14 protein-coding genes are annotated in these 23,498 nt (G+C 29.8%); 2 read left to right on the forward strand and 12 right to left on the reverse strand.

The features are described from left to right. Together JV122_RS04395 and JV122_RS01180 are read left to right on the forward strand one after the other, a co-directional pair. Positions 1-624, forward strand: a complete 624-nt coding sequence (locus JV122_RS04395) for a DEAD/DEAH box helicase family protein (RefSeq protein WP_308699317.1) — start codon at positions 1-3, stop codon at positions 622-624. Next, a complete protein-coding gene (locus tag JV122_RS01180; RefSeq protein ID WP_240463386.1) occupies positions 557-2,341 on the forward strand; it encodes a DEAD/DEAH box helicase in 1,785 nt (594 codons plus the stop codon). The genes JV122_RS04395 and JV122_RS01180 overlap by 68 nt, the downstream gene beginning before the upstream one ends. A gap of 42 nt (positions 2,342-2,383) precedes the next feature. On the opposite strand, the gene JV122_RS01185 is transcribed toward JV122_RS01180, so the two are convergent. The 12 genes from JV122_RS01185 to tmk form a co-directional block, all read right to left on the reverse strand. After that, positions 2,384-2,911, reverse strand: coding sequence for a hypothetical protein (locus tag JV122_RS01185; RefSeq protein ID WP_205842688.1), 528 nt, complete (start codon positions 2,909-2,911; stop codon positions 2,384-2,386). Between the two features lie 24 nt (positions 2,912-2,935). After that, the gene (locus JV122_RS01190) at positions 2,936-3,757 is read right to left on the reverse strand and encodes a nucleotidyl transferase AbiEii/AbiGii toxin family protein (protein ID WP_205842689.1); all 822 of its coding nucleotides are present in this window, start codon (positions 3,755-3,757) and stop codon (positions 2,936-2,938) included. Positions 3,758-3,886: 129 nt separating this feature from the next. Continuing rightward, positions 3,887-9,769 carry a phosphatidylinositol-specific phospholipase C domain-containing protein gene (locus JV122_RS01195; RefSeq protein WP_205842690.1) on the reverse strand — a complete coding sequence of 1,961 codons (5,883 nt, stop codon included), beginning with the start codon at positions 9,767-9,769 and terminating at the stop codon, positions 3,887-3,889. Between the two features lie 85 nt (positions 9,770-9,854). Beyond that, positions 9,855-10,580 (reverse strand): NAD(+) synthase, encoded by a 726-nt coding sequence (gene nadE / locus JV122_RS01200; protein WP_205842691.1) that lies wholly within the window; start codon positions 10,578-10,580, stop codon positions 9,855-9,857. A gap of 80 nt (positions 10,581-10,660) precedes the next feature. After that, positions 10,661-14,884, reverse strand: coding sequence for a DNA-directed RNA polymerase subunit beta' (locus JV122_RS01205; protein WP_205842692.1), 4,224 nt, complete (start codon positions 14,882-14,884; stop codon positions 10,661-10,663). Further along, the gene (gene rpoB / locus JV122_RS01210) at positions 14,884-18,540 is read right to left on the reverse strand and encodes a DNA-directed RNA polymerase subunit beta (RefSeq protein WP_205842693.1); all 3,657 of its coding nucleotides are present in this window, start codon (positions 18,538-18,540) and stop codon (positions 14,884-14,886) included. The genes JV122_RS01205 and rpoB overlap by 1 nt, the downstream gene beginning before the upstream one ends. A gap of 121 nt (positions 18,541-18,661) precedes the next feature. Beyond that, a complete protein-coding gene (rpmA, locus tag JV122_RS01215) occupies positions 18,662-18,919 on the reverse strand; it encodes a 50S ribosomal protein L27 (RefSeq protein WP_205842694.1) in 258 nt (85 codons plus the stop codon). 6 nt (positions 18,920-18,925) lie between these two features. After that, entirely contained in the window at positions 18,926-19,225 is a 300-nt protein-coding gene (rplU, locus tag JV122_RS01220) for a 50S ribosomal protein L21 (RefSeq protein ID WP_205842695.1), read from the reverse strand. Positions 19,226-19,403: 178 nt separating this feature from the next. Then, on the reverse strand, positions 19,404-21,230 hold the full coding sequence (gene pepF, locus JV122_RS04910; RefSeq protein WP_308699318.1) for an oligoendopeptidase F: 1,827 nt from the start codon (positions 21,228-21,230) through the stop codon (positions 19,404-19,406). A gap of 42 nt (positions 21,231-21,272) precedes the next feature. Further along, the gene (gene rsmI / locus JV122_RS01230; protein WP_205842696.1) at positions 21,273-22,010 is read right to left on the reverse strand and encodes a 16S rRNA (cytidine(1402)-2'-O)-methyltransferase; all 738 of its coding nucleotides are present in this window, start codon (positions 22,008-22,010) and stop codon (positions 21,273-21,275) included. Continuing rightward, positions 21,997-22,863, reverse strand: coding sequence for a DNA polymerase III delta subunit-related protein (locus JV122_RS01235; protein ID WP_205842697.1), 867 nt, complete (start codon positions 22,861-22,863; stop codon positions 21,997-21,999). The genes rsmI and JV122_RS01235 overlap by 14 nt, the downstream gene beginning before the upstream one ends. 1 nt (position 22,864) lies before the next feature. After that, complete coding sequence (gene tmk, locus JV122_RS01240; RefSeq protein ID WP_205842698.1) at positions 22,865-23,497, reverse strand: dTMP kinase; 633 nt, start codon at positions 23,495-23,497, stop codon at positions 22,865-22,867. Position 23,498 lies beyond the last annotated feature (1 nt).

Below are 23,498 nucleotides of genomic sequence, written 5' to 3' on the forward strand. Positions count from 1 at the left end.
ATGAAACTAATCAAATCCCAAGAACTTGTTGTGGATCAGTTGGTTGAAAAAACAAAAGTTTCTTTAGATCAAAACACTAAAACTTCTGTTTATTTCAAAGCTCCAACAGGTTCTGGAAAAACCTTTATGATGATCAATTACATTGATAAATTAATTGATCACTCAAAATATGATCAAAGTCAAAAATTGATCTTTGTTATTGTTACTTTATCAAGTGCACAACTTCCACAACAAATGGAAGAAAACTTCAAAGAATACAAACACTATATCAACAACAAAGACTTACAAATTCACAGAATTGAAAGTCCTTCAAACACAAAAACAAGCTCTAAAATTGAAAAGAATTTTAAGTTTTATGCAGAACAAAATCATGTTTACATTATGGGTGGAGCTTCTTTTAAGGCTAACTCCATTTTAAGAGAAGAAGAAGCGATAGAGTCTTTTTTAAGTGAAATCAAGCACAAAAACTACAAACTGATTTACATCAGAGATGAAGCTCACATTGGTTCTGATGTTGAAAAAACAGCTTCAAAAGGTAAAAACGAAATTGCTTCTTTTGAAAAAAAACATGCAAACAAATGCTCACTTTGTACTCAAAATGACAGCTACACCAAACAATGATAATGAAGTTGTTGAACTAACAGAAAAAGAGCTAAACAATGATCAAATAAAACTACTAAAGCCAATCAAAAAATACAATGATGATTTAGAAAATGCTGAATTGTTAGATAATCAAACAATTCTAAGAACAGCATGTGCTAAATTTAAAAGAATTAAGGAATTATATAATAGTCCTCAAGAAGAACCGGGTTTAGTAGGAATTAATGCTGCTATGTTAATCCAAGTCGAAAACAGCAGTACAAAAGATAAAGAAAAACAAAAGAAATTCGACGAAAACATTGATTTAATTATCAAAGTTTTAGAAGAAAATAACTTGAGTTGAGTAAAATACTTTGATCAAAACGATAAAAGTAGTAACTTAAGACTTAAAGAAAATTACTCACTTAGAGATATTTCAAAAAATACCTCAACAGTAGATGTTATTATCTTTAAAATTGGACCTGCTACAGGTTGAAATATCCCTAGAGCCTGTATGTTAGTGCAACTTAGAGATGTTTCATCAAACAACTTAAGTATTCAAACTTTAGGAAGAATCAAGAGAAATCCAAATCCAGGTTTTGATTTTGGATTTAATAGTGTTGCTCTAAATTACTATATTTACAGCAACCAAGATATCAAAGATAACTCTCAAAAAAGACTGATTCTTAAAAATGAATTTAAAGATCAAGTCTTTAGCTTTGGTAAGCTACAAAACGTAAACTCAAGCACTATTTTTAACAAAGAACACTATCAAAAACAAGCTTTTGAGTTTATTGATAAACTCGATGTTGATGACTTTGTTAAACAAAATAAAGCAATTGAAAAAGAGTTTGTTAAAAATAGCTTTGTTGTTGCAGAAAAGAAAAAATATGGTTCTCAAGAAATCGTTGCTCAAAAACTCGAAAACAAGATTGAAATGGAAATTTACAATCTAAACTTTCTACAAAACAACAAAAAAGCAATTTATAAAGAAATCAAAGATAAAATCCAAGATTTTTATAACAAAAATCTTGTTTCTAAAATCGATCCTACTGTTTTTTGATACATTTTTATCAAAAACAAAATGTTTTATTTATTAGACCTTTACAAAAATGAATTGCAAAAACAATTAGAAAACAACGATATTCAATACAAACTTGAAAAAGCAAAAGCTCTTCCCAATACAATCTTTGAGCAAGTTGGTGAAAAAAGCAAAAATGTAAACGAAAAATACGCTTATGAAGAACCTTCTTCTTCAAAAACATCACCACTTTCTTTAGATTCTGATGCTGAAGAAAAATTTGTAGATGTTTTATTAAATATGAGTGAATACAACCCTGATATACAGCAAAATCTAACTATTTGAACCAAAAACCCTTCTTATTCAGGAATTAACTTTGAGTATGTTAGAAACTCTTTTGAAATTGCAAATAGTTATCCTGATTTTTTAATCAAATACAAAGATCACTATTTATATATTGAGGTTAAAAAATATAAAAATGATATTGATGCTGCTAAAACACTTGATTTATTTAAAGGCTATAGTCAATACATCAAAAACAATCAAAACTCTAAAACTAAACTTAGTCTTTTAATTGCTCTTGTTGGTCAAGCCAATAATGAAATCTACTTTGCTGGAGCAAGCACAATTGAAGCACTAAACACAAAACTTCAAAATAGAAACCCTGAAGCAAAAGACATTCACGAGCAAATTAAAACCAAAGAATCTTTAAGTTTAATGCAGATAATCATGGCAAACTAAAACAAAAAAAACATCAAAACGCAATGTTTGATGTTTTTTTATCTAAAAATCAGGATCGTTTATATAGAAATTATTGAAATCGTTTCCTGAAATCTTATATCCTCATTTTTCTAAATTTCTTTTAGAAAATTTAGCAAAGAAATCAGGATAACGCTTTTCAAATTCACTTAAATTATATTCGAGATTTTTATAAATCCCTGTCATGATAAAATCAAGACCTTCATTTCAATTGAATTTATAGAATCTATATTCACGCGAAATGGAAGCATAAAAATACATTAAATAAGAAATTATATAAACACGATCAACAAAATCTAAATTATATAAATCTTTTTTTTCTAATCCAGGAATATAGACAATATCAAAATGTGTATTATCTCCATAATAAATCTTTTGTCTTTTAGGGTTGTTTGTAATATAAAATGATTTTGTGTCTTCGAAATCTCTAATAAAGAAGTTAATATCTTTATATCCTAATTTTCTGTAGATGTTATCTTCTTCTGTTGGTTTCATGTGATGTTCGTACTTTAAATCTTCATAGATTTGCTCAAAAATTGGATTTACTCTCATTTTTCTCCTTTACAAATTCACTTTTTAGAAAAGCTCTGAGAATTTTTTCTTTATTCTAATTAAATGACTTATAAGAGTTTGAATTTCAAACTCATCCTCCGTCTCTAATTTATTATTTTTTAAATATGTTTCATAAAAAATAACATTTTCTCTTTTGTTAAACAAGTCGATAATATCATTGAAAAGAGTAGCTATTGTTTCAAAATGCACATTTTTAGCTCTAAAAAAGCTATAAATTTCCTTAAAATCAGCAGTTACCCTATAAACTATCAATCAAGAAAAATCAAGAAGATATTTTATAAAGTTATTGTCTTTAACTCTAAATTGACTTCCTTTAATGCCTTCAATATTTTTTAGCAGATACTCAATTTTATTAAAACAGTATTTTTCAATACTATAAGTATTAATTGAAAATATTTTATCATTATAGGTAATATTTTTTGTAATCACTTCATATTCGTTATCTTCATAAACTAAATCAACATTTACTGTAATTGTTAATCCTGTTTTAGTACTAGAAATTTTCATTTGTACAACGTTATAATTATCTTCTTCATACTTTTGCTCATTTATTTTTAAAGTAATATCTTTTTCATTTTTAAAAATTTCAGTCATTATTTTGAATAACTTGTTGTTTTTTTCTATATCCTTTAAATTAAAATCGATATCTTTAGGAAATCTATAAAATAATTTTGTTTCATTTTCTAAATCTGAATCAGTTTGATCAAACAATAAAGCGTTCGATCCTTCAAGAATAAAGTTTTGTTTGAACTGTGAACTAAAAATTTTATAGATTATAAAATTCATAAAGTCTTGTTTTTGGTTTTGTATTGTCAATTGTTTCATAATAAATATATTCTCCTTCTCATTATTTCTATTCATTTATTATCTGTTAATATTATAATACAAAAAACTTGCTATATCTTTTTAGTTTGTTAAAAATATAAAAAATACAAAAAAGCAGCATTTTGCTGCTTATCTTCTGTTTGTGTTAATTATTTCTTGAACTAAAGCATCTCCAGGGAAATCACTTACCACAATTCCGAGTTTTTTAAGATCTTTATTTTCTCTAATGTGCTTTGTAACTGGTTCATTTATTCCGCTTGCGACATCTCAAACAGAGTAAATTCCCTGTGTATAAGAAGTAAAGTTAATAAACATTATTCCTGATAAATCTGTATTATTTGAGTCTTTGAAATGATTTTTGATTGAACCAAGTTTTTCGGCCTGTGAAACATTTTGGAATCTATCTTGAATTCAGAATGTGTAATTATTTTGATTTCTGTAGTATAAAGGACCATAAGTTGTGTCTTGAGAAATATCTGAGTGAAGATCATTAAAGACAATAAGTTTTCCTCTAACGTCTTTTACTTTAGGTCAACCACCAGATCTGTTATCTGCTGTTTTATAAAGCATGTCATAGTGTTTTTTGAGTGCTTCTTCGACTTTTCTACGGTAGTTTTCGTTTCTTCCACCACCATAGTTTTCACTTTTTAGTCTAATTAAAATAAACTCATGTGGATGTTGTTTTAAGAAGCGTTCAAATTCTTTTAGCATCTCTGGAAGACTTGTAAGCGATTTAGCACTACCGTGGATTATATTAAGATTTTCTTCAATTCTGACATCAAAGAATCTGATTCCTTGTTTTAGTTGGTATTCTCAACTTTTGGACTGCGTTTTAGCTCACAATTGACCAAAGAAGTAAGTTCAACCACGACCACTAAACATCCCGCTATCATGTGTTCCTGGAATACTAATATCTGAAATTAGTTTATTGTCATTTAAAGAAGACATTCAATCTCAGTTATTAAGCCCTGTGGTAGAGCCATTACTTATATAGTCATTGTTATTGACTGGTTGATCATAATTGTAGTTAGGTTTAGGTTTTTCAGGTTCTGGTTTTGGTTTTGGTTTTTCGGGTTCAGGTTGCACAACAACATTATTTCCAGTTTCTTGGTTTTGAGTTTTTTGTGTTGAGAATCTGATTCCGGTTGGGAAATCTATTGCAACTTCATCATAGTCTTGATAACCATAAAATGCACCGTAAATTTCATAAGTTCTGTTAGCAAACAGTGAATATGTAGTTGTTGAAATGTATTTATCAGAATTTAAATAAGAACCATCAAATTTCACTTGAATATCTTTGTATTCTCCAGTATCAACTGTTTTAATTTTTAGTTTTATTCTTTTAGAAGAACTATAAGCATGATCGTCTATTAGATGTAAATTAAATGAAGCTACAGTTCCTGTATCAGAAGAAGTATTTGATACTTGAATTGAATCAATTCCAGGTCTGTTCGCAACCGTTGTAAAGGATTTTTCCTGTAGATTAGAAGGAATAATAACTTCTTTGTTAGCGTATTTAATCTTTCTAATTGTATAAGTTGTTTTTGGACTTAAGTCATTGATGTTAAACACAAAATTGTTAGCATAGTTTTTGTTGTAGTTTGTAACTTCTTTTGTGATGTTGTTATTAAACTCAAAAACAAAAGGCGTGTTTTCGTTTATTAATTCTTGATTTTTAAAACTTATTTCTAGAGTTGCAGAGTTGCTTTGGACGTTAGTGATATTAATTGAATTAAGCTCAACACTTTTTGGAGTTTCAAGAGTTCTAAAAGTGTTAAATACAGTGTTATTTGCAACTTGGAAAACTTGATTTAAGTGTGTAATTCCAGAAATTTTGTATTCTGTATTTGGACTTAAGTCTATTAATTTAAATTCTATTGTGTTATTATCAATAATTTCATAAGCAACATCTTCGTGAACTGAATCATCATTTAATAAAACACTAATTTTTCTATTTGTTGTTGAGAGATCTTTTAGATTTCTTAAATTTAGTCTAAATTTAGCTGAATTATATGTAATTTCAGAAGCTGTAGCTGAACTAATATATAAATCACTTTCTGTTTTAAAGTTTCTGTTTACTTCTTTAATTTCTAGCTCAATTCCTTTATGAATTATTTTAGAAATTTCATAAATGGAATTGCTTTCTAAATTGTCTAAAATAAAGGAAATAGTGTTATTTTCGATTCTATAACCAGTAATTTCTCTTCTTATTTCTTGATTATCTTTAACTAAAGCAACCACAATTTTTTCGTTTGTATTAATTCAGTCTTTGTTTTCTAAAACAGCAGCAACTTTAGTTGTAAGTGCGCTTGTTTCAGAAAAACTTAAGTTCGAAACAGAAGCTGGAGAAAGTGTTGTTGTGAATGCAAAAGATGAGCCTTTTTTAGCTATTTGTTTTCCATTGATTACCAAAGATTCTAAAGAATAATTAGTGTTTTGAGTTAGATTTTGAAGGTCTAAAACAATTTTATTATTTTGAATCACATAGTCGTTCAGTGTTTTTGCGTAACCATTGCTAAATGTTGCGACAATAGAGTTAGTGTTTGTGTAATCTTGAGCATTAATTAAATTTAGTTCAATATGAGCAAAATTTGGACCAATACTTGTTTGATTTAAAGAAGTAACTTTTGTGTCTTCTAAAGTTTTAAAATCGGCTACAGAAATAGATTTTTTGATGTCTTTATTATCATATTGAATCTTTGTAATTCTATAGTTTGTTTCTGTTGCTAAATTATCTAATAATAAAGAAATTCTATTACCATTTTTTGTGAAGTTACTAAAGGTTTTTTGTGTATTTCCGTTTAATTCTACTGTAATACTTTTCTCTGTTTCGATATCTTTTGAGTTAATAAAATTTAGATTTAATAAAGCTGAATTTTTAGTTATTTCAGACACAGAAAAAGAACTTAAATCAATTAGTTCTCTTGTTTTAAAACTGTGAATTTGATTAAAAACAAGCAGCTCTTCATTTTCATATCTTGCAGCAATTAGTTTATATGTTGTGTTTGAAATTAAAGAATTAAGATCAAAACTAAATTGATTGTTTGTTAAAGAACTGATAGCGATATTTTGGTTTAAAACATGAGAAGTATTGTTTTCTTGATAGCTAAAGTGAAGAACTAAATTGCCTTGTTTTGATTCAAATCAGTTTGCATTTTCCACATTTAAAACAACTCTTGCAGAATTTTGGCTTATGTTTGAGAAAGTTGCGTTTGAAATTCTTGCTCTTGTTTTTGAAGTTGTAAATACAGGATATTCAACAAGATTTTCAACTACTTTATTATTTATTTTAATGCTATTTAATCTGTATTCTGTGTTTGGATTTAAAGATTCTAAATTAACATTAATTGAACCTGCACTTAAATTTGAAGTATTAAGTGTTACAGTTTTATTGTTACTAAATTCTACTAAAATTGTTTGATTTGGTTGAATTAATAAAAAGTTGCTAAAAGAAATTGAAAGATTGGCACTTGTTTCATAAACTCCATTAATTCCAACTGCATCAACTTTTGCTTCTTCTAAAGTTGTAAATTCAAAATCTTTGTCTAAAACTTCAATTGTTTTTCCATTTAATAAAACATTAGAAATTGTGTATTTTGTGTGTGGTGATAAGTTGTCTAAATGAACTTCATAAAGGGAATTTTCTATATTTACAGAAGTTTTTTGGATTTTTTTACCGTCAGATAAATCAAAAGAAAAACTTTGATTTTTATAAGAATTATCTGCATTTGCAAAGGCAAAAACTAATGTTGCTGCATTATCTTTAATATCCTTTGCAGAGATGTTTTGAACTTTAATATCATCAGCTGTTTTAAATGATTTTGTGTTTATAAAATCAATGTTTTGAACAATATCATTGATTGAAATTTCTGTAATTGAATAGTTAGTTTCAGCAACTAAATTATTTAGTTCAATGTCAAATTTTGTTTGAGAACTAATATTTGAAAAAGTTTTTTCAAATGCTTGATTGTTGTCTAATTTAACTTTAATTTTAAGTGAGTTTTCAACTACGGGATCTACATTGTTAATTGCTAAATTAACTGAAGCATTGCTTTTTGTGATGTTTGCGATAGAAAGATTAGAAACTTCAGGTCTTCTTTTTGTGCTAAAAGATGGATAGCCAGTTTCAGGAACAATAGCATTTGTATCAATTAAAACATAGTTAATTATGTAGTTTCTATCTGATTCAAGATTTTCAAGATTAAAAACTACATCATTTCCGCTAATTGTATAGTTATTAAAAATGAGTTCTTTTTGAATTCCTGTGTAGTCGCTTAAATAAATTTTTATTGGCTTGTTTTGTAATAAACTAGCGCTCGCAAAGCTTAAAACAGCTTGTGCACTTGTGTATTTTTCATTTTGAATTCTTATTGATTTTAAGCTTTGTTTTGGAGCATTTCTATCGTTTGTTTTAAATCTGATGTTGGCATTATCAAGTAACAAACTTTTGTTTCTGTGAGTTGCTTCAATTAGTCTATAATAAGTATTTTCTTCCAAATTATTAAATAGAAATAATTTCTTATTTTCTTCTCAAATAAAGGAAATTTCCTTTGTTTCGCCAGAATCTTTCTGTAATTTAAATTTAATACTTTGATTTTTTCTTAATGATTCAGGATTTAAAAAATCAATGTTTGCAATAATGGAAGTATAGTCGCTTTGTGAGATTTGAAATGAATTAATTTTAGCATCAGGTGTTGCTGTTTGAAACTTAATTTCATTTTCTGTTTTTAGTTCTTTTTGATTTATTGTAAAGTTGCTTAAAACATATTCTGTTTTAGGTTGTAAATTTTCTAAAACTAAATTGAAATAATCATTTGTTTTTGCAACGTTTTTAAATTCTTTCTTTTGACCATTAAGATCAAAACTTAAAGAATCTATAGAAGTTAAATCTGGATAGACTTTAAAGTAGAATTTAGTTGAATCTCCGTCTGTTTCAATAAAGTATGAACTTTTAATTGTGTAGAATTTTTTAGAAGTTGAAAAGTCAATTGTTTGTCTAAAAGCTACAAAATCATCTCTTTCTAAAGCTATAAATTTGTAGTTTGAGCTTTCTTCTAAATCGCTAATTTTAAACTCTAAATTGTCCCCATTAAAACTGTAAGACTTCATTTCTTTTTCAATAATTTGATCATCTTTTTGCAACTGAATTTTAAATTTGGTGCTTGAGGTTAAAAGTTCTTTGTTCTTTGTGAAGAAAGAAAAACGCATAACTGTTGGTTCAAGTTCTTTTAAGCTCGCTTCTAAAACATTAAATTTCTTAATTTCTTTAGTTCTGAAATTAAATTCTTGATTTGAGGAATAAACTGAATCAAAATCATAGTTAGCATGCATTATATAAGTTGTATTAGGTTTAAACTTTTTAAAAAAGTGAAGATGAAACTCATTTTTCTGTGTGCTAAAGTCATAAAAATCTTCAGAAGATACAACGTGTCCGTCCTCAGAAGCAAAACGAAAATTAAGGATTTTCCCTTTTTCTAATAATTCACCATTTCTTAAATAAACAACGGCATCCATTGAATCTTCACTAATATTTTTAAACACAACATTTTCTACTGTTAAAACTTTTTGTTTTGTTTTAAAAGTTGGATTAGCTATTTCCATTTTAGATTTGATGTTGTTAATTCATAAATCGCTGATTTTGTATTCTGTGTTTGGTTGAAGGTTACTTAGTGTAATTTCAAGCTGGTTTTTGTTTCTGTTAATTTTAGTTGGTTTTGTGAGTTCTGTATCTGAATTTAGTTTTAAAACAATACGATCGATGTCAATTTCTTGAGGAAGTGAAGCAAATTCTAATTCTAAATCAGCGTATTTATCATCTATATTTTTTTCGCTAAAGTTAACTAAATTAGCCTCTTTTAAAACTGGTTTTGGGTCTGGTTTTGGTTGTTGTGTTGGTGTTTTTTTAAGACCGAATAATAAACCAATTCCAACTCCTGATGCAACAATAACTGAAGCAGCAAGGGAGCTTAAAATTATGATTGCTTTTTTCTTTTTGTTTGTTTTGTTTTCCATATTATTCCTTAAGTATGTATTATTATAAAAAATTAAAAAAGAAAAAATACTTTTTTAAAGTTTTTTCTTCCTTTTGTGAAATATTTTAGATTTCTGAATATTTTTTTGGTCTTGGAAGTGGAAGGCGCTTGTGTTCTGTTATTTTGTGTTGCCTCTCAATTAAGTTAATAATATTGGAATCTAGTTTTGTTTTATCTTTTATATATTGATCAAAATCGTCATAGCTAAAGCCTAATTCTGCTTCGTCGCTTTGGTTGTCTCAAAGACCTGCTGTAGGGGTTTTTAAGATGATTGATTCAGGGATTCCGATTTCTCTGGACATTTGTCTTACTTCGCCTTTTGTTAGCTGTACAATAGGCAATAAATCAACTCCACCATCTCCATATTTAGTGAAGTATCCTAAAAACATTTCTGAAAGGTTATCAGTACCTAAAACTAAGTATCTTTTGTCTTGAGCAAGGGCGTAAAGGGTTGTCATTCTTAGACGTGGTTTGATGTTTGCGATTGCTAGTTTGTTTGAAAGATCGAAGTTTTGGATCATTGTTTCATAAGTTGATTTGAGATCGATTGTGATGTTTGGAATATTAAATTTGGTTGTTAGTTGTTTGATGTCGTCTAAATCCTTTTCCATGCTGTTAATTGGCATTATTACACCAAGCATATTATCTGGAAAAGCTTTTTTAGCAATTGCTGCTACTAATGAAGAATCGATTCCGCCTGAAAGACCGACAATTACTCCATCCATGTTTGCTTTTTTTACTTCATCTTTTAGTCATTGGACTAGATAATTAAAATAGTTTGTATAATTCATAAAGTAATTTTACTTCAAAAAGGCAAAATGGCACAAATTAAAATAAAAAAATGCTGAAAATACAGCATTTTTAGTGTTTATTAGTCTTTAAAGTAAGTAATTGGGTCTTTAATATCGTATTTAGATTTAGCTTCATAGTTATAGTTTGTTCCAGCTGGAATTTTGTGTCCAATAACAATGTTTTCTTTTAGACCTTTTAGAGGGTCAACTTGACCTGTAATTGCAGCGTGAACAAGTGTTTTAGCTGTTTCTTGGTATGAAGCAGCTGCTAAGAATGAATCTGATAATAAAGGAATTTGTTTAGCTCCTTTAATAACAATATTTCCAAATGCAGGTTTTTTACCTTCTGATAATAATTTACCATTTACTTCTTGATATTCAAATACATCAACTAAAGAACCAACAAATAATTGTGAGTCTCCGGCTTCTGTAATCAGAATTTTTGAAAGCATTTGACGGATGATAATTTCGATGTATTTATCACTAATTGAGATCCCTTGCATTCTATATAGACGTTGAACTTCTTTTAGTAAGTAGTTTTGTACTTTACGTGCATCTGTGTGTTTTAGAAGTTCTTTAAGAATGATTGGTCCTTCAACAATTTTTTGTCCTGGAACAACTAAATCACCAACTTTAACTCTTAGTTTTCTGTTGTTTGGAACGTGTCATACTTTTTCGTTTTGTAGTCCATCGTTGTCTACATAAAGCAGTTTAACAAGGTTTCCTGTTTTGTCTGATTTTTCATCAATTGAAACGATTTTTCCTTCGTATTCAGAAATAACAGCTGGTTTTCCTCAAGGACGATCATAAGCATCGATTAGCTCGATAAGTCTTGTGAACCCTCCTGTAATATCTTCAACCCCGGCAACCCCTCCTGTATGGAATGTACGCATTGTTAGCTGTGTACCAGGTTCTCCGATTGATTGAGCAGCAATAATTCCTACAGCTTCTCCAATTGCAACGATTCTGTTTGTTGCAAGGTCTTTACCGTAACATTTTTTACATACTCCGTTTCTTGTATGACAACTTAGGATTGAACGAATTTCTACTTCTTTAATTCCTGCATCAATGATTTCTTGAGCAATTTCTGGAGTAATAAATTCGTTTTCTCTGATGATTAATTCACCTGTTTCTGGATTTGAAATTGGTGTGTTTGTGTATCTTCCTTCAATTCTTTCATATAAAGAAACGATTGATGAGTTTGTTTTTGTATCAATGATTTCTTTTACTTTGAATCCAAAGTCAGAACCACAATCTAATTGAGATACAACGATGTTTTGAGCCATATCTACAAGTCTACGTGTTAAGTACCCTGATTTAGCTGTGTTAAGCGCTGTATCTGTCCCCCCTTTTCTAGCCCCGTGGGTAGATGAATAGAACTCATATGATGTAAGCCCTTCAAGGAATGAACTCTTAACAGGAACTTCAACAGTTGAACGCACAACACGTTCGTTTTCAGCATCGGCTTTAAGTGTTTTAACGTTGTTAGCCATCAGCCCACGCATTCCCGCTAGTTGAACGAAGTTAGAGATATTTCCACGCGCCCCTGATTTCATCATCATGAAAATTGGGTTGTTGTCTTCTTTTTTAGTAACTTCGTTAAGATCTTTTTGGATTTCATCTTTGATTTTGGTTCATTTTTCAATTGTTAGAATATATCTTTCGTCATCTGTTAACATACCCATTTTGTAGAATTTGTTAAGTTGTGAGATGTATTCATCTCCTTCTTTAATAAATTCTTCTTTTCTTGGTGTTAATTTGATGTCGCTAATTGAAATAGATGTACCAGAAAGCATTGAGTATTTGAATCCAAGATCTTTGATTTTGTCAAGAATTTCAGCAACTAGGTTTGTGTATTTGAATCAAACTTTTTCTAAAAGAATAACTTTTTCTTCTTTTGTTAATTCTCTGTCTGTTCCAAAGTTTCTTTGTTTTACTTTTGAATATAGACTGTTGAATTCTTCAAGTGTAAATTTAGTTAAGTTTGAAGCGTGAATTGAAGAAATTGTTTCGTTTTTGTAGTCAATTAGTTTTGAGTATTGGTTGTTGATGTATTCTTGTGTGTTTGTGTCGTAATTAATACGTTTGATTACAGAAGCAACATCTTCCATTGAAACAACAACATCAAAATTGTCGTATGTTTGTCTAATGATTTTGGCAATGTGTTTTTTGTTTAGAGCTTCTGAAAGTGGTAAGTTTTGGACAAATTCTACAATATTTGCACCTTTTGGTACAGAGTATTTTTCAATTTGTCTTACTTCGCTTGCATATAAATTATCAACATTTGCATCAAATACAAATGGGAAGTTTCTTGGGAAAGCATTATTGAAAATGAATTTACCTACAGTTGAAACAACATATTGTTTGTGTTTGTTTTCAAGATCTTCTTTAACTTCAGAATAAGGAAGTGCAACTCTTGTATGTAAAGAAATAACTCCAGCTTCGTGTGCTCTAAGCATTTCTTTGTAGCTTGCATAGTATCTACCTTGTGCATGAGTTGTTTTTTCGTCGTTTAGTTCTTGTGTTAAGTAGTAAAGACCAAGAATCATATCTTGTGAAGGGTTAACAATAGGTTCTCCATCTTTAGGTCCAAGAATGTTTTTGTTTGCAAACATTAACTCTCTTGATTCTCTAATTGCTTCTGGAGAAATTGGAACGTGAACAGCCATTTGATCCCCATCGAAGTCGGCGTTGAATCCTGCTGTTACAAGTGGGTGTAGTTTAATAGCACGCCCTCTAACTAAAACAGGTTCAAATGCTCTAATTGATAGACGGTGAAGTGATGGCGCACGGTTTAGAAGAACTAATTTACCTTCAATTACTTTAGCAACGTGTGGTCAAATTTGTGGGTTTAGTTCATCAACCATTTTTCTTGCAGTTTTAATTGAAGAAGCAATATCTTTTTCAATTAATCTTCTGATGATTCATGGTTCAAATAGTTTTGCAGCCATTTCACGTGGAATACCCACTTGGTGCATTTTTAAGTTTGGACCAACAACAATAACACTACGTCCTGAGTAATCAACCCTTTTTCCAAGTAAGTTTTGTCTAAAACGACCTTTTTTCCCTGTAAGAGCGTCAGAAATTGACTTAAATTGTCTTCCGTCTTTTGCAGCAACTGGTGCTGGACTTCTTCTTTGGTTGTCGATTAGTGCATCAACAGCTTCTTGAAGCATTCTTAATTCATTTTGGATAATTAACACAGGCGCGTCGTGTTCAAATCATTTTTTAAGACGAGCGTTTCTGATGATAATACGACGGTAAAGTTCGTTAATATCACTTGTTGAGTGTCTTCCTCCGTCTAGCTGAATTAGTGGTCTAAGATCGGCTGGAATAACAGGAAGTTTGTTAATTAACATGTTTTCAGGTTTTTGTCCTGAATTAATAAATGAGTTAATAACTTGAAGTCTTTTGTAAAGTTTGTCTCTTTCTTGAATCTTAGTGTCAGTTCTTTTTTCTGGACTAAGGTTTTGAATTTCATCTACTTGAGCTTTAACTTTATCTCTTTCTTCTTCTAAGTTAATGTTTTTTAATAGATACTCAATCGCTTTTGAACCTGTTGCGATTTTAGCATCTGAGAATTCTTCAATAATGTTGTTAAGTTCATAGAAGTCGATTCCGTATTCTTTACCAACTTTTGAACCAGCACTATCCGCTAAGTCTTTTAGTGCGCTTGTAATATCTTTTCACTCTTCTGAGTTTTCAGCATATTTATCTCTAATTTCTAAAAGAGCATTTTTGTAGATAATACCAGCTTCATTAAGCTCAATAATTTGGTTCTTAGGTAAAGCTTTAATTCCGCCTGATTCTAAAATAATGTGAGCTTTGTAGTAAATTAGTGATTCTAAAGAAGATTTAGAAACAGCTTTATTGTTGTCTTCTGTTTTGATTCCTAAAAGTTTAGAAATAATTGAGTGGTCAATTTTGAAGTATCAAAAGTGAACAACAGGAGCTTCTAGAGCAATGTGTCCCATTCTTGATCTTCTTGAAATTTTAGGTAAAATTTCTGATTTTAGTTCTTTACACTCTTCAGTTGCTAAACAGAATGAACCTTCGTTTGATTTTTTGTATTTTCTACCACAAACAGAACATTTGTAGTCAATCACTGGACCAAAAATTAATTCATCAAACAAACCATCTTTTTCTGGTTTGAAAGTTTTGTAGTTAATTGTTTCAGATTTAGTAACTTCCCCGTGAGATCACTCCATTACATCTTCATCTGTAGCTAAAGATAGTGAAATTTTGTCAATTGTGTTTTCGTCAATTGTGGCATATTTTCTTGAAATTTTTGTTATGTTATTCATTAATATTCACCTTCTTCTGAGTCCTCTCCGTATTCTACATCATCTAAAATATTTGTTTTATATTCACTTAAAAAGTCTCTTGAGTACTCTTCTTCGATTCCGATTGTGTCATCTTCGATCATTTGAGTATCTTCGTTTTCATAATCGCTGTAATTTTGTTCTTCAATGTCTTTTTTGTGAACTTCTAGTTTAATACCTAAACCCCTTAATTCATAAGCAAGAACGTTAAATGATTCTGGCATACCTGGTTTAGGGATTTTCCCACCAATTGCAAGTGAGTTATAAAGGATATTTCTTCCTTGAATATTATCTGATTTGTAAGTTAGTAATTCTTGTAAAACAGTTGCTGCTCCAAAGGCTTCAAGAGCTCATGTTTCCATCTCTCCAAATCTTTGTCCCCCGTTTTGAGACTTACCCCCAAGTGGTTGTTGAGTAATTAGTGAGTAAGGTCCAACACTACGTGCATTCATCTTATCATCAACCATGTGTTGTAGTTTTAGCATGTACATGATTCCTACAGAAACTTCATTGTCAAAAGGAAGTCCTGTAATTCCGTCATAAAGCTTGAATTTCCCTGTTTCAGGTAGTTGAGCATCTTTTAATAAACTCTTAATTTCGTTGTTTTTAACTCCATCAAATACAGGAGAAACGAATTTAACATTAAGTTTTTTAGCAGCCATTCCTAAGTGTAGCTCAAGAACTTGACCGATGTTCATACGTGATGGCACCCCTTGTGGGTTAAGAAGAATATCAACTGGTGTTCCATCTTCTAAATAAGGCATGTCTTCAACTGGTAGAACTAAAGAGATAACCCCTTTGTTTCCGTGACGTCCAGCCATTTTATCCCCAACTTTGATTTTTCTCTTTTGAGCAATGAAAACTTTAACAATTTTGTCAATTCCATCTTCAAGACTGTCTCCGTTTGCTCTTGAAAGAATTTGCACATCAATAACTGTACCAGCATCTCCATGTTTTACTTTTAGAGAAGTATCTTTTTGGTTTGAAGCTTTAGCTCCAAAAATAGCGTTAAGTAGTTTTTCTTCTGGTGTAGGGTTTTCTTCACCTTTTGGACTTGTACGCCCTACTAAGTAATCTCCTGCACTAACTTCAGAACCAACACGAACAATACCATTTTCGTCTAAGTGTCTTTTTGCTTTTAGTGAGGCATTTGGGATGTCAGCTGTTAGAATGTCATCTCCAACTTTTGAAACTCTGAATTGAATTGTTTGTTCTTCAATGTGAATTGATGTAAACACATCGTCTTTAACAAGTCTTTCGTTGATGATAATAGCATCCTCGAAGTTGAATCCGTTTCATGTTGAAAAGGCAACTAAAACGTTTTTACCAAGAGCAAGCTCTCCATCTTTTGTTGAAGGACCATCACAAATTAAGTCTCCAGCTTTAACTTTTTGACCTACTTGAACGATTGGTTTTTGTGTAATGATTGTACCTTGGTTAGATCTTTCAAAAATTCTAAGTGTGTAAGTTAGAATTTCTTCTTTTGGTTCGTTTGATTTGATTTGAATTTTTGTTGAATCAACGAAAATAACTTCTCCGTCTTTTCTAGCTCTTAAGTTTGTTGCTGCATATTTGGCAACATCGTGTTCAACACCTGTTCCAACAAATGGAGCTTCTGATTGAACTAATGGAACTGCTTGACGTTGCATGTTCGCACCCATCAGTGCACGGTTGGCATCGTCATTTTCTAGGAAAGGAATTGCACTAGCAGCAATAGAAGTCATTTGTTTTGAAGCAACGTCAACATAGTCAACAGCTTCCGGTTTAACTAATTGGTATTGGTGATCTTTTCTAACTGTGATTGTATCACCTAAAATTCTATTATTTTCATCAACTGTAATTGATGATTGAGCAAATGTGTAACCATATTCTTGCACAGCTGTTAGTCATTCGATTTTGTCATAGTTAACAACACCGTTTTCTACAGCATAATAAGGAGTTTGGATGAATCCATAGTCATCAACTTTTGAGTATGATGCAAGGTTAAGAATCAACCCGATGTTTTGTCCCTCTGGTGTTTCGATTGGACAAATACGTCCATAGTGAGTAGCATGAACGTCACGAACCTCGAATTGAGCTGTATCTCTGTTAAGACCTCCAGGTCCAAGAGATGTAATTCTTCTTTTGTTTGCAATTTCAGCTAATGGGTTAATTTGATCCATGAACTGTGAAAGTTTTGATGAGTTAAAGAATGTTTTGAATTGGTTGTAAATTGGTTTGTTGTTTGTAATTGATTTAGGTGTAATTTTGTCAATTTCTTTTGAAGAAAGTTTTTCTTTTGCGTGTTTTTCAAGTTTTGTAAGACCAATAATGAATTGGTTTTGTAATAACTCACCAACTCCAACGATTCTTTTATTAACTAGAGAATCTGGGTCATCTTCTTTTCCTAAGTTATCAATTAGGTTGAAGTAGTAAGAAATAGTTGCAATAAGGTCAGAAATTAATAGATGCATTTCTTTTGAAGTTGGATCGTTAGCAATAACTAAAGTAGGTTCTTTTTCAGTTTCCATTGCTTTTTTAGAAGATCAAACTCTAACCATTATTACTTTGGTTCTTTTTGCAAGTTCTGGATTAACTTCAAGTTGTCTTCCATAAACTTCTTTATCAATTTCTGGAATTTCTACTGTTGGTAAAATACCTTTATCATATTGTTTTTGAATTTCAGCAGCTAATTTAGGAGTAACTAGTGTTCCTTTTGCATAAAGAACTTCACCTTGTTTTGTAACAAGATCTTGTGCTAAGTATGTTTCAAGAATTCTTTCTACAAGGTTAAGTTTTCTGTTAAGCATGTATCTACCAGTTCTTGATAGATTGTATCTTCTTTCATTGAAAAGAGTAGTTGGAATTAAATTGGCAACAGCTTCATCAGTGATTCTGTCCCCTTTTCTAATAATTCTGTAAATGCTTTCTAGGTTTTCTTTAGAGTTGTAGTTTTTCTCTTTTTTCAGTGATTCTAAAAGAACTTCTGAAGTTCCAAAAAGTTGTGAAATTGTTTCTTTTTGTAGTCCTAAAGCATTTAAAAATGAGATTAATGAAATATTTTTGTGTTTGTCAATTCTGATTTTTACTGTATCGATTGTGTTCCCTGTAACTCTGTGAAAGATTTCGATTCATGATCCTAATTGAGGCAAGATTTCAACTTTGTTAAATAAGTCATCCGCTTGTTTATTACGCACGTTTCTTCCGAAGTATGCTCCAGCAGATCTAATAAGTTGTGAAACGATTACTTTTTCAGAACCATTAATAACAAAAGTACCACCATTAGTCATTAGTGGTAATTCACCATAAAGAACTTCATTTGGTTCTAATTCCCCTGTTTCAACTGTATGTTTTCTTAATGTTGCATAAATTTTACATACATATGAAGTTCCTTTTTGTTTAGCTTCTTTGATCGCCAAAAACTCGTCTTCAGGCAGTTCTAATCTTACTGTCCCTTTCATGTATTGAATTTCAATTTTTCCATTTGTTGAAATAATTGGATAAATTTTATTTAGTGCTTCTTCAATTCCTTCTTCCAAGAATCATCTAAAAGACTTTCTTTGTGTTTCAAGAAAGTCTGGTGTTTCTAGTGATTGTTTAGTTTTTGAATAGTCACGTCTTTGTGTTTTTGGTCCAAATTTTTTAATTTTATATTCCATTTTTGGCTAAATCCCTTCCTCTTTGCGTTTAAAATAATAGTTTTTGAATTATACCATTTTTTTTAAAAAAATAAACAAATAACTAGACTGAAAAATCTAGTTATTGTCTAAAAAAATATTTTTATTGTTTTTCTGAATAAACAGAAGCAACTTTTCTATTTCTTTTTGTTTCGAATTTTACGTATCCATCTATTAATGAATAAAGTGTGTCATCATTTCCACGACCTACATTATTTCCAGGGAAGATTTTTGTTCCTCTTTGTCTGAAAATAATTGCTCCAGCACTCGCGAATTGACCATCACTTAATTTAACACCTAGACGTCTACCGATGGAATCTCTACCGTTTCTGGTGGATCCCCCTGCTTTGGTTTTTGCCATTTTAAATTATCCTTTCAATTCTGTTATTTTTACACGAGTGTAAGGTTGTCTATGACCTAATTTTCTCTTGTGTGTAGATTTAGCGTTGTGACGGTAAACAACTAATTTTTTAGCTTTACCTTGTTTTTCAATCACACCTTCAACTACAGCTCCGTTTACAAAAGGTGTACCAACTTTTTTGTCTAATACTAACACTTCTTTAAAGCTTACTTTTTCTCCTTCAGCTCCTTCGATTTTCTCGATAAAGATTGTGTCTCCAACTTTAACAATAAGTTGTTTTCCACCAGTCTTAATTACTGCAAACATGATGTCCTCCTTATAGTGGCTCATCCTTGAGGTGCTATGCTTGTAAACCTCTTCGGTATGGTTACATAAGTAACGCATAAATTATACTACTTTTATTAATTTTTTGTCACTTATTTTGACTTTAATTTAAAAAGTTGATTTTTGTGTGTATTTTTTCTGTATTTTTTGCTTTTTTAGTTTATTTAAAGATCTTTTTACCAATTTTTTCGAATAATTTTATTTTCTCATCAAGCACTGCAAAAGCTTTTTCGTAGATTTTTGAGTCATTTAAATCAACTCCAGCATCTTTTAATAACTGAATTGGTCAATCTTTTGAACCGGCAGATAAGAATTTATTGATGTAGTTTTGTAGTTCTTCTGTTCCACTTTCTTTATATTTTTGGAAAAAGACATTAGCAACTATAAATCCAATTGCATATTTATAAACATAGAAGTTGTAGTAGAAGTGCGGAACCATAACTGAATAAACGTTTCTTGGATCACCTGTTTTAACTTTTTCAGGGTTATTTGTGTATTTTTTCATTGTTTCCACATATAAATCTTCAAATGCTTTATATGATTTTACAGGAATTCCAGCATCTATTTTTTTGTATAACTCAAATTCATAGTTTGCTCATTGAGTCTGTTTAACTACTGTACCCATGAAATCATTGATTGATTCTTGTAGTAAATAGAATTTCATTGTGTCCTTTTTTGAGTTTTTATACATGTGATCAAAAAGCATTAATTCATTGAAAATTGAAGCTATTTCTGCTAAGAAAATTGGGTATGCAGCAAGCTCAAATGGTTGGTTTTCATCTGAGTATCATGAGTGCATTGAGTGTCCCATTTCATGAGCTAAAGTAGAAACAGCATCTAAAGTTCCGTTGAAGTTCATTAAGATGTATTTTTTATCAATTCCAAAGTGACCACCAATTGAATAAGCTCCCCCTCTTTTGTTTTGAACTGGTAAATAATCAACTCATCTTTGCTTGATTGCTTCTTTAACCTTGTTTAAATAAACAGTTCCTAAAGGTTCTACTGCTTTATAAAGTAACTCTTGAGCTTCTTCAATTGAGTAGTCTTCCTTAACTTTAACTAAAGGTAAGTTTAAGTCTCATTTTTTTGGTTTTCTATTGTATTTTTTAGTGTGGAATGCTTTTAGCAGTTTTTGATATTTATCATAAGAACCTTTGTATTTTTGCACAGAACTAAAGAGTGTTTCTAGTAATTCAACACTCACTTTATCACTGAAGATTTCAGCTTCTGTTAAGGAATTAAATTTTCTTGAAATAGCTGCTGTAGATTTGTTTCTTAAGTGAGCTTCTAATAAAGAAGAAAAGGTTTCTTTGTGTCCTAAATAACCTTCAAAAAAGTTTTTGTAAGTTTCTTTTCTTAATGTTTCATCTTTGTTTTTCATCAATTTTGCATATGTTGATGGATTTAGTGTGTATTCTTTTCCTTTTGAGTCTCTTGGCTTTTGGAATTTTGTTTCTGAGTCTCTTAAGATTGCAAAAGTTTCTTGTAAAGCGATTTGTCCTTTAGAAACTTCTGAAAGGTAATCTTCAATTTTGTCGTCTAGCTTGTGTGAAAAAGAATCGATGATTCCATCAATTTCTTTTTTGTAAATAGCAACTCTTGGATCGTTTTTTCAAGCTTGCATTTTGTCAATGTTTTTGAAAAATCTGTTTTTTTCAGATCCTAATTCTTTCATGAAGATTTGGTATTTATTCATGAAAATACCAAAAACTTTAGTTGTTTCTGGATCAACTAAATTTGTATTTCTTTTGTTTGAGATATAGTTATAAACCTTGTTGAAATAGATTTGAAACTCTTTGCTTTTTTCTTTGTATGCAATAAATTCTTCAATACTTTGGTATTGTTTTTCTTTATTCTCAACTAAAACTTTTGTATATTGATCTAATCCTTCAATTAGTTCTTCAATTGTTTTTCCTTGTAATAAGTCTTCTAAATCAAATTTGTATTGATTAGGTATTTCTTTGTAATTATTATATTTTTTTATCATATTAAAATGATACTACATTTTTAAATATTAAGTTGATAAGTCTTAAAAATCTCTTTGTTGTGCTTTTGAAAATTTTTGATATTTATTAACTTTTTGCTTTATTTTTTGCTCTTGTTTGATTTTAAAACAGAGGGTGTATTCGCCTTTGATGACTTCTGGTAATTGAGCTAAAATTTCTTTAGGATTACCTAAAAAATGCTTTTCAAACATTTTTGTGATTTCTTTAGATAAAAAGACATCAACTTGATCGCCAAATACAGAATCTAAGTCCTCTAAAGTTGCTATAAGTTTGTGTGGAGAAACATAAATAATATAGTTTCCAGGAATCAATTCAGCAAGCTCTTTTTGTCTTTGTGAGCTTTTATCTTTTAGAAAACCTAAAAAGCTAAAAGTTCCATAGAACGGAGATAAAACAAAAGAGGAAATAGCAGCATTAGGACCTGGAATAATTTCTAATTTGATGTTTAATTCATTTGCTTTTTCAATCAAAATAAAGCCTGGATCAGAGATTTTAGGCATTCCTGCATCAGATACAAGAGCAATTTTTTGGTTCTGTTCAAATAAAGAAAAAATGTAGTCTATTTTTTCTTTTTCATTGAATTTGTGATAAGAAATTAGCTTTTTGTTTTTGATTTCTAAATGGTTCAGTAACTTTTGAGTCACTCTTGTGTCTTCACATAAAATAACATCAACTAAATTTAGTGTTTTTATAGCTCTTAAAGTAATATCTTCGAGATTTCCAATCGGAGTTCCTACTATGTAAATTTTATTTTCTTCCATTAAACACCTCTGTAATTTTGGTTAATAAAGCATTTTTTTGTAAATCAAAATTTAGGTTGTATCTGCTGATGTTAATACTAAAGTCAACTAATAAATTAATGATTTCAATAATTTGGGATTTATCAATGTTTTTGATTTGAGTATGATGATTAAAACTTTGTTTAAAAAGGGAAATAAACAACTCACAAATCAAATCAAAATTTTTAGCATTGATGTTTTTGTAAAGAATTTTTAAAAAGGCTTTGTAGTCAAATTTTTTAGTAAGATTTTTAAATTCTAATATTAAATTTTGGATTAGATCTAAGTTTTTTTCAAGAGTTTCTTGTGATTGTAAATAAAGATGTTCAAGTGTATCTTTAAATTCCAAAAATACAGGATTTTGCTGTATAAACGCTAAATTTTGCTCATTTGTTTCAGAAACACACTTAACTAAAATACAACGTGATTTAATTGTTTTTAAGATATTGTTTGAATTAAAAGTACTGAAAATAATGAAAGTATTTTCAGTAGGTTCTTCAATTGTTTTTAAAAGGGTATTAAGAATTATATTGCTTGCTTTTTCTAAGTTTTCAATAATTAAAATTTTGGATTCAGATTCGTTTTGAGATCTAAAAGAGAGTTTGTTTAAAAAGTGATCAACAGCTTCTTTGTTTAAAGAATTAGAGTCTATAAATAAGGTACTGTTTTTTATTTCTAAAAAACTTTTATATTCTTTTTTTCTAATTTGAGAAACTAAGAAAGTTATGTGTTGTTCAAAAACAAAAGCGTTTTCAGATTCTAATATTCAGGAATGGAAAGTTTTATTTTGACTAAAAGCATTTTTAATTAATGTTTTTGATTGAGAAAGTTGCATATTATTTGTTGTTTAGTAATTTAATAATTTCGATTTTTACTTGCTCAAAGACTTCTTCAACACTTTTTGTTGCATCAATTATGTAATAACGATTTGGTTCTTGTTTTGCTAAGTCGTGATATGCATCGTAAGTTCTTGTGAAAAAATCTATTTTATTCATTTCCATTCTGTCATCGCTGTGGTTAGTTTTGGCTAGCAATCTTTTTCTAGCTTCTTGTGCAGAAATATCAAAAAGGAATGTTGCGTTTGGATAGGTGTTTTCAATAACGATTTCATTGAGTGCTCTAACTTTTTCTACTCCAATTTGTTTTCCAGCCCCTTGATAAGCGATGGAAGAATCGATGTAGCGATCACAAATAACTATTTTGCCTTCTTTTAGTGAAGGTCAAATAATTTTTTCTAAATGAAGTCTTCTTGAAGCGGCAAATAAAACAGCTTCTGACATTGGATCAATTTCGTTTTCTTTATCAAGAATTACTTCTCTTATTTTTTCAGCTTCTTTTAAACCACAACCTCCAGGTTCACGCGTGAAAACAAAGCTTAAATGGGAGTAGTTTTGAGCTAAAAAGTCTCTTAATTTATCTACTATTGTAGTTTTTCCGCTTCCATCAAGACCTTCAAATGTTATAAACATA

The organism is Mycoplasma procyoni (genome assembly GCF_017052595.1).
GTDB classification, from domain to species: Bacteria; Bacillota_I; Bacilli_A; order Mycoplasmatales; family Metamycoplasmataceae; genus Mesomycoplasma_A; species Mesomycoplasma_A procyoni.